This is a genomic window from Chryseobacterium sp. VD8 (assembly GCF_037149975.1).
Classification (GTDB): domain Bacteria; phylum Bacteroidota; class Bacteroidia; order Flavobacteriales; family Weeksellaceae; genus Chryseobacterium; species Chryseobacterium indicum.
The window spans coordinates 18571-27339 of the sequence record NZ_JBBCQL010000038.1 but is presented as its reverse complement, the minus strand read 5'-3'; the positions used below and the strand labels follow the sequence as shown (position 1 = coordinate 27339).

The 8769-nt window shown below is 35.3% G+C and carries 6 protein-coding genes and 1 pseudogene; 1 reads left to right on the top strand and 6 read right to left on the bottom strand.

Translation table 11 applies throughout. From position 1 onward, the window contains the following. The 5 genes and pseudogenes from WFK35_RS06555 to WFK35_RS06535 form a co-directional block, all read right to left on the bottom strand. A pseudogene (locus WFK35_RS06555) lies at window positions 1–253 on the bottom strand (hypothetical protein); the annotation flags it as partial. Window positions 254–269: 16 nt separating this feature from the next. Next, window positions 270–1442: a toxic anion resistance protein gene (locus WFK35_RS06550; RefSeq protein WP_336731932.1), complete on the bottom strand. Its 1173-nt coding sequence runs from the start codon at window positions 1440–1442 to the stop codon at window positions 270–272. 6 nt (window positions 1443–1448) lie between these two features. Continuing rightward, on the bottom strand, window positions 1449–2003 hold the full coding sequence (locus WFK35_RS06545; RefSeq protein WP_336731930.1) for a TerD family protein: 555 nt from the start codon (window positions 2001–2003) through the stop codon (window positions 1449–1451). After that, on the bottom strand, window positions 1993–2817 hold the full coding sequence (locus tag WFK35_RS06540; RefSeq protein ID WP_336731929.1) for a phosphoribosyltransferase family protein: 825 nt from the start codon (window positions 2815–2817) through the stop codon (window positions 1993–1995). The genes WFK35_RS06545 and WFK35_RS06540 overlap by 11 nt, the downstream gene beginning before the upstream one ends. 3 nt (window positions 2818–2820) lie before the next feature. Then, complete coding sequence (locus tag WFK35_RS06535) at window positions 2821–3495, bottom strand: HAD family hydrolase (protein ID WP_336731928.1); 675 nt, start codon at window positions 3493–3495, stop codon at window positions 2821–2823. Between the two features lie 926 nt (window positions 3496–4421). Between WFK35_RS06535 and fusA the strand changes: the two genes are divergently transcribed. Continuing rightward, the gene (gene fusA, locus WFK35_RS06530; RefSeq protein ID WP_336731927.1) at window positions 4422–6488 is read left to right on the top strand and encodes an elongation factor G; all 2067 of its coding nucleotides are present in this window, start codon (window positions 4422–4424) and stop codon (window positions 6486–6488) included. Between the two features lie 340 nt (window positions 6489–6828). On the opposite strand, the gene WFK35_RS06525 is transcribed toward fusA, so the two are convergent. After that, complete coding sequence (locus WFK35_RS06525) at window positions 6829–8367, bottom strand: SulP family inorganic anion transporter (RefSeq protein WP_336731926.1); 1539 nt, start codon at window positions 8365–8367, stop codon at window positions 6829–6831. Window positions 8368–8769: the final 402 nt, after the last annotated feature.

Genomic DNA, 8769 nt, shown 5'->3' with positions numbered 1-8769 from the left:
CCGCCAACATCTCATTTTCTTTCTGTCTTTTAATTTTGGTTAAAAGTTCAATAAGACTGTCGGTGTACTGAAGATGAAAAAGTTCCAGTTTGCTGTAATCGAGTCCCTTATTTTCCTGAAAAAGATTATGGATAATATCTGTCTTAATGTAGATCGAAATTATATCAACATTTTCAAAAAAATTCGCGAGAAGTTTAAGTTTGGTTAATCTTCTTTTGCTCTGAGACAATATGTTTACAGCATCATCATTCACTTTTTATCTCTCGTTATTATCCTCTTACGTTTGCTTTTAATTCGTGTTCCAAAGTCATTAAATCCTGATCCAGCTTTCTTCTTCCTTCTGCACCCTGCTTTTGGATCTGCTTCACTTCGTTCAATGTATTGATTAATTTTGAAGTTGTTTCTCTCAGTGTTTCCACAGAAACGATCGTCTGTTCATTCGCTCTGGCAACATTAATGGAGTTCTGCCCAAGACGTTCTGCATTCTTTCTTAAAATTTCTTCTGTTGTAGCCGAAACTTTTTGCTGAATTTCAATACTTTGCTGCTGTCTGTACATCGCCACTGCCAGTGAAAGCTGATTTTTCCAAAGCGGCAACGTTGTTGTTAAAATCGTCTGCGCTTTTTCTGCAATCGAAACGTTGTTGTTCTGAACCAGCCTGATTTGAGGAAGCGACTGCATCATGATTAAACGAACTACTTTCAGATCCGCCAATCTTCTGTCTAATCTTGCAATAAAATCTCTCTTATCCGCAATCTGATAATCCTGAAATTCCTGAGTATTGGCTTCCATGTGCGCTAATTCTGCTCCCGCTTTTTCAATTCTCAGGTTTCCGATAATCACCAGTTCTTCTATCTGTTTAATTGCATTCACATTGCTTTCAAAAATAGTCTGCAAAACAGCATTATCTTTCGTGGAAGTAATGATTCCTGCGTTTACTTTATAAGCAATCTGATCGATGTTGTTGATAATTTTATCATATTTCGCAAATAAATTCTCGATCTGCGTCATGACACTTTTCATGAAAGGCAATTTGCTTAAAAAACTTTTGAATTTATTTTGATTTAATTCTTCAACATCTACATAATTCAGCTCGACTAATAAATTATTAATCAATTCTCCGACTTCACCGGAATTTGATCTCCTTACATTTCCAAGGAAACTGTCACTTTGGTTGGATAATGTTCTCTGAAGGTCTGCCCCGAAATTAACGATCGATCCCGGATTGGTTTCGTCGATAGAATCTGCAAGGGCTTCATATTTCTGACGTTCATCTGTTTTCAGCTGATTCAGATTTACATTTCCGTCTCTGTCTACCAATGGGGCAGGAGGTGTACTTGGTGTAGCTATACCTGGTGGCGGCGCCATCGGAGTCGGTTCAAAAGTCTTTAAAGGTTCGATCGATCCAAGCGGATCTATAGGTTGATTTTCCTGATTGTCCATGGTAAATTATTGATAGATTGATACGAATTTTTCAAGCCCTTCTCTTTGTCCGGCTCCCACTGCTTCAAATTTCCACTCTCCGTTTCTGTTGTAGATTCTTCCGAATTCTACTGCGGTTTCGATAGAGAAATCTTCATCTAATTCATATTTCAGAATTTCTTCGTTGGTATCTGTATTGAAAATTCTGATGAAAGAATTTCTTACCTGTCCGAAGTTCTGTCTTCTTGAATCTGCTTCGTGAATCGTTACCACAACAGTAATTTCTTTCACTGCAGCATCAATTTTTGTAAGGTCTATTTTAATCTGCTCGTCATCTCCTGCACCGTCTCCCGTAAGATTATCACCAGAGTGAATCACTGCTTTGTCCGGAGACTCCAGATTGTTGTAAAAAATAAAATGATTATCTGAAATTAACTTTTTATTTTCACCTAATAAAAATAAAGAAGCATCCAAATCGAAAGCCGTTCCGGTAGATGTATTGTTAATGTCCCATCCAAGACCAACCGTAAATTTCGGTGCGTTTATATTTTCTCTCTGTCCTTTCTGTAAGTTAATAGCCATAATATAATTCGGTTTGTGTTAAAGTGTTTATATTGTTTTTATATTCTTTTATTAAATGATAATTGTTGCTGATTGCCAGTTCCAGCAGATTATCCATCAGTTCCTTTTTTACTTTAGACGAAAGATACTCAAAATTACCTGAATCTAAGCCTAAAATATATTTTACAATTCGTGTATTGAACTGAAAACTAGGCTTTCCCATTACTTCTGCGATATCTTCTACACTTTTCACTGCGTAATAATTAAAGTAATTTTCAATTTTAGGATCAAGATCGAAATTCATCAGCTCAGCATAATACATGAATAAAAAATCTGCCTCAACCTTATATTCATCAAGAATTTTATTCACCGTAAACTCGTGGCTTCCTGTTATTTTAATATCATCTATAAAAATACAAAGTTTTCCTCTAAGAAAATCTTTATCCAGATAATAAGTATCGTTCGCGATGAGATTTTTACGGTCTTCAAAACTTAAATTTCCATAATCAGTCGTATAGGTATGATTTCTGTTAATTTTCGATAAAATGCTTGATTTTTTTCCTTTCTGAAACAAATAAAAATCCAAATGCTTCTTAAAGTAAAAACATAAAAAATTAGAAGCGGTAGGAATCGCCATATAAGGACTTGGCAATACCACAATCTCTTTATCTATATTTAAAATATCTTCATGTGAAGAAACAAATCCTTCGAATAATTCCTTTGCAAATTTTTCAGCATACGACTTATCGCCATATTTGAAATAGCTGTATTCTTCGGGTGAAAAAGTAAATTCATCCGCCGAATGAATGTGGTGTAAGCTGTATCTTTTGTTCATAAATTATATTTTGTGTGTAAGTAAGTGTGCATTGAAACCAAAATCCTTTGCGCCCTTATAATCCGCGAAAGGATTATCTCCGATGTGTAAAACCTGCTTTACATCTAAATCCTGATTGGGTAGTAAATTTTTAACTTCCTGAAATATTTTCGGATCGGGTTTGGAACAGTTCATTTCATCTGAATAAATATGAAAATCAATGTACTGATCCAGATTTTCAATCCTCAGAAATTTCCTCATCGTTTTTCCTTTGATGAAGCCTGTATTGCTCAGTATATTAATCGTCTTTCCCTGATTTTTAATTTCATCAAAAAACTGGTGTAAATTTTCAAAAATAACAACAGGTTTATACTCTAAAAATAAGTCTTCGCTTTTCTGATAAAATTCGTTTAGTTGCTCTTTACTCAATTGTTTTACATCTACTTCCAGTGCATTTAAAATTAATAAATAAATTTCAAAAGTGTCTATATTTCCTCCCGTTATTTCATTGATAGAATTGCAAAGATCATCATAATATTTTACGACTTTCGCAACTTCGTCAATCGGTTTTTTTACGTCAAAAAATGAGGAGAACAGCTCAACTCTTTTTGCTTTAAATTCAGGATGAGATTTTATTAAAGTAAGCCACAAATCAAAAGAAAAATGTGAGTGATTGTGGATGTCTATATCTGTTTTCAAAATGGTACAGTTAAAATTTTATTTAGCTTTTTTCTTGAAAAAGATGTTTTAAATGGTTATTATTTTCTTTCATGGTTCGTGTTTAAAAATTGCCAATTCCTCCCAAAGATAGAATTTTTAAATTAATGTATAAATGTAGTTTGGTGTTTTAAGAAATTTTTATGATTATCCGCAATTTGAATCTAATATCTGATAGCGAAAAAATTCTTTTTTAAACGCAAAGTCCTCAAAGATTTTTTGAAATTATTGTGGGTATTTTTCGTTCGCAAAGGCGTTTCACCCAGCCAAGGCATGATGCTGTTATTTGCTGAACGAAGTGCCTTGGCGAACGAAAATGTTTTCAAAGAATTGAACAAAACCTGGCGATTATCGCGTTAAAAATAATTTGACACTCAGCATTTATTTTTGTCGTTTTAAAAAAATGAAAAAAAGTTTTTGCTGTTAAAATATTTTTTCTAGTTTTGCAACCGGTTAACAATCAACAATGTCAACAAAAATGATAAATATAATCACTTTAAGCAATCCTATCAGAGCTGTGTACTTTGGTAGCACTAAATATTTATCTGAATAACGATCGACCTTATAAAACTAAAATAAAACGAAGGCCTGTCTGTTTCAGATAGGTCTTTTTTGCTACCCTACTTTTCAGCTTTTACATTCGGAAAACTTCTGTTGTTCGATGATGAAGTATTGAAAATTTTCTTTTAAACGCAAAGTTTTTTATAATTAAACTGAATATTTTTAGTGAGCAAAGAATGGCGACAAGGTCGCTGATGAAGCATGCTTCTTAAAATCAATTTTATTGATTTAATCTTTGCCAGCTTGAACTTAGCTTAAGTATTAATAAATCTTTGCTTCAAAAAAATTCAAAAACATCATCAACATTATTTCAGAAGTTTAAAAACCAACAATTTAAATTAAACAAAATGAAATACAACACACGAAATATAGGGATTATAGCGCACGTCGATGCAGGAAAAACCACACTCACGGAAAGACTTCTTTATTACACGGGAATGATCCATAAAATAGGGAACGTGGATGAAGGAAATACCACGATGGATAAAGACATTCAGGAGAAAAACAAGGGAATTACGATTTCTTCGGCTGCGATTTCTACCCAGTGGAAAAAAGATGACAATATCTTCGATATCAACATAATTGATACTCCGGGACACATTGATTTTGCGGTGGAAGTTGAACGCTCTTTACGAGTTCTGGACAGCGTAGTGGCAGTTTTCTGCGCTTCTTCGGGAGTTCAGCCACAAACGGAAAATGTCTGGTTTCAGGCTGAGAAACATGGAATTTCAAAGATTTGTTTCATTAATAAAATGGACAGAATCGGAGCTGATTTCTTTGCAGTTTTAAATGAAATTAAAACAAAACTGAATGCAGTTCCTTTAGTGTTACAAATTCCGATGGGTTCTGAAGACCGTTTCGAAGGTGTTATCGATTTAATTAAGCAAAAAGCATTGTACTGGATTGACGAAAACGGAGAAACCATTGTGGAAAAAGAAATTCCGGAACTTTACATCGCTGAAGCTCATGAATGGAAAATAAAACTAATGGAAAGTTTAGCGGAATCTGACGAACAGTTTTTTGAATATTTTCTGGATTCTGAAACAGAAATTGCTGAGGAAATGATTACTGAAGCCATAAAAAGAGCTTCTCAGTCGAGAAATTTAGTACCTGTTTTATGTGGTTCTGCATTTAAGAACAAGGGAGTACAACCTTTGCTTGATGCAATTGTAAGTTATCTTCCTTCACCGGATCAGTTGCCTTCTGTGATAGGAAAAGATGCAAAAACAGAAGAAACGGTTGAACTGGAAAGAAATGAAGAGGAAATTTTTTCAGGATTGGTTTTCAAAGTGGTGATTGATAAACATATGGGTAAACTTTCGATGTTGAGAATTTATTCGGGATGTATACAATCCGGTGACACAATTCAAAATGTTAGAACAGGTGAAAGTTTCAGGATTTCGAGGATTTTGCAGATGCAGTCGGACAAAACGATAACGGTTGAGGAAGGAAAAGCCGGTGATATTGTGGCTTTAACAGGGATAAAAGATGCGAAAACAGGAGATTCTTTATCTTCTATAGAACGGGCTGTTTTACTTGAATCCATCACGATTCCGGCTCCGGTAATCAGGGTTTCTATTGAACCGAAAACAAACGCAGATGAAAAATCTTTCGGATTGGTTTTAGCGAAAATTCAGGAAGAAGATCCATCGTTATTCGTGGAAAGAGACCGGCAAACGGGCGAAACTTTACTGAGCGGTTTGGGAGAATTGCATCTTGAAGTTACTTTAGAAAAAATCAGGTTGAATCATGGAATTGAAATCAATCAGGGAAAACCTAAAGTTTCTTACAGGGAAATTTTAACCGAAACCAGAACGCACCGTGAAAAACTAGTGAAACAGAATGGCGGAAGCGGACAGTTTGCGGACATCACGTTTGAAATCGGACCGAGAAATGATGATGGAATCGGTCTGGAATTCATTAATCAGATCAAAGGAGGAGTAATTCCGAATGAATTTATTCCGTCTGTTGAAAAAGGTTTCCGTGAGGCAATGGAAAACGGAGCATTGCAGGGTTATCCTCTGGAAAGCATGAAAGTTACGCTTCTTGACGGATCTACTCACAGTAATGATTCTCATGCTCAGGATTTTGAAATGGCTGCGAGAGATGGTTTCCGGGAAATCGGAAAATCCTGTAAACCTAAATTAATGGAACCCATCATGAAAGTTGAGATTCAAACGATTGAAGATTATACCGGAGCGGTGACTGCGGATATCAACAAACGAAGAGGAATCATCACTTCGATTGATGAAAAATCAGGAAGAAAAATTTTCACGGCAGAAGTTCCTTTAGCTTCTACTTTCGGATATATTTCTGATCTGAGAACGTTAACGAGCGGTAGAGCTTCGATCAGCATGAAGCTGTCGCACTATACTTTGGTGCCTGATTTCATCGCAAATACATTAGTAACCTAAAAGACAAGGGCTGTAAATTATTTTTGCAGTCCTTGTTTGGGTTATTGATGAACTATCAATAATGAATTGTTTTTTTCTCCTGCTGATTTTGCAGATTTTTTATTTTCTATAGATTACACGAGTATTTGCATGAATTTTAAACTTCCATCACCGCGCTTCCAGTTTATCCAAAATTTTATTTCCCACAGATTGCACGGATTTTTTCAGATGTTTGCGGAGTATTTCTAAACTTCCATCATCACGCTTCCATCTTCCATCTTCCACCTCCCACCTTCTATCTTCCAGCCTCAAAACCCTCTCAACCACTCAAACTCTCCAACCCTCCAACTCAAAAAAACTCTTACTTCTCCGGCATCACTTTATACGTCGGATCATCCTGAATATTCACTTCAATTACGGCTTCTGCATTTTTCAGCATTTGGCGGCAGTCTTCACTTAAGTGTCTTAAATGGAGTTTTTTATTTAGTTGTGCATATTTTTTAGAGAGTTTATCAAGAGCATCAATTGCACTCATATCAACAATCCGGCTTTCTTTAAAATCGATGACTACCTGATCCGGATCGTTTACAGGATCAAACTTATCAATAAAAGTGGTCACAGAACCAAAAAACAGCGGTCCTGAAATCTGATAATATTTAATACCATTTTCGTCTGTATATTTTCTGGCGCGAATTCTCTTCGCATTATCCCAAGCAAAGACCAAAGCTGAAATTATGACTCCAACCAAAACTGCCAAAGCAAGATTGTGAAGAATAATGGTAATTAATGCCACTGTAATTCCTACAAAAATATCAGATTTCGGCATTTTATTAATGATACTGATGGAAACCCATTGAAAGGTACTGATCGCGACCATCATCATGACACCAACCAAAGCCGCCATCGGAATTTTTTCAATAAACGGAGCTCCTACTAAAATAATTACCAATATGGTGAGGGATGCGATAATTCCGGAAAGTCTGGCTCTGGAACCCGCATTCAGATTCACTAAAGTCTGCGCAACCATTGCACAGCCTCCCATTCCGCCGAAAAAACCGTTGGTAACGTTGGCTAAACCTTGGGCTACCGCTTCTTTATTGGTGTTTCCTTTTGAATTGGTAATTTCATCTACCATAGATAAAGTCAGCAAAGATTCAATTAAACCCACTCCTGCCATAATTAAAGCATAAGGAAAAATAATCTGTAAGGTTTCTAATGAAAAAGGTATTTTCGGAATATGGAAACTAGGCAAATTTCCGCTGATGTGGGCAATATCCGAAACAGTTTTTGTATGAATTCCAAAACCAACAACCACTCCGAAAACAATTAAAATAGCAATTAAAGAAGAAGGGACAACTTTGGTGATTTTCGGGAAAAAGTAAACAATAGCAATCGTTAAAGCTGTTAAGCCTGACATTATATATAAGGAAGAACCCTGCAGCCAGCTTACAGCGCCATTTGCATCGGTAATTTTAAACTGTTCTACCTGTGCCATGAAAATGATAACAGCAAGACCGTTCAGGAAGCCGTACATTACAGGCTGAGGAATTAACCTTACAAATTTTCCGAGCCTGAAAACTCCGACCAGCATTTGGAAAACTCCTGCCATAGCAACTGTGGCAAAAAGATATTCAACGCCGTGGGTTTTTATCAATGTAATTAAAACCACGATTGTGGCACCTGCACCTCCGGAAACCATTCCGGGACGACCTCCGAAAATTGCAGTAACCAATCCCATCATAAAAGCAGCGTATAAACCCGTTAGAGGAGAAAGTCCTGCAAGAATTGCAAAAGACAAAGATTCTGGGATCATGGTCATGGCAACGGTAAATCCGGCAAGAAGCTCATTTTTGAAATTGATTTTTTGCGAAAAGTCGAAAAGTTTAATAGTATTTTTCATTAAAAAATGAAGTTTAAGGATTTAATAATAACTTTAAAAAGAGTGTTTTCTATTTCCTTTTATCCGAAAACAGCTTTATAAAACCCTTAAGGCAATGTAACTCCGGATGAAGTTTTTCTTTTTATATTTATATTGGCAACAAAGATATAGACTTGAAATTTCCCGTCCAATTTTTATGGGATCTACTTTAAATATTTCACAATATGTTTCTCTTTAAATTGTTGTCTCTTCAAATATAGCGGAATATAATATTTCACTATACATACCACATATTTAATTAAATTTTAACTAAAAATAGATTTTTACAAAATTTTATACCTCATTCTTTTGGACTGAATCCAATTTTTTCTATATTTGATTTCAGAGAAGTTAGTATTTTTTCTAAATATTTAATTCAATTAT

Bases quoted from the DNA above. Each gene is read 5' to 3' on its own strand.
- WFK35_RS06550 (WP_336731932.1), bottom strand. From the start codon at position 1,442: ATGGACAATCAGGAAAATCAACCTATAGATCCGCTTGGATCGATCGAA.
- WFK35_RS06545 (WP_336731930.1), bottom strand. From the start codon at position 2,003: ATGGCTATTAACTTACAGAAAGGACAGAGAGAAAATATAAACGCACCG.
- WFK35_RS06540 (WP_336731929.1), bottom strand. From the start codon at position 2,817: ATGAACAAAAGATACAGCTTACACCACATTCATTCGGCGGATGAATTT.
- fusA (WP_336731927.1), top strand. From the start codon at position 4,422: ATGAAATACAACACACGAAATATAGGGATTATAGCGCACGTCGATGCA.
- WFK35_RS06525 (WP_336731926.1), bottom strand. From the start codon at position 8,367: ATGAAAAATACTATTAAACTTTTCGACTTTTCGCAAAAAATCAATTTC.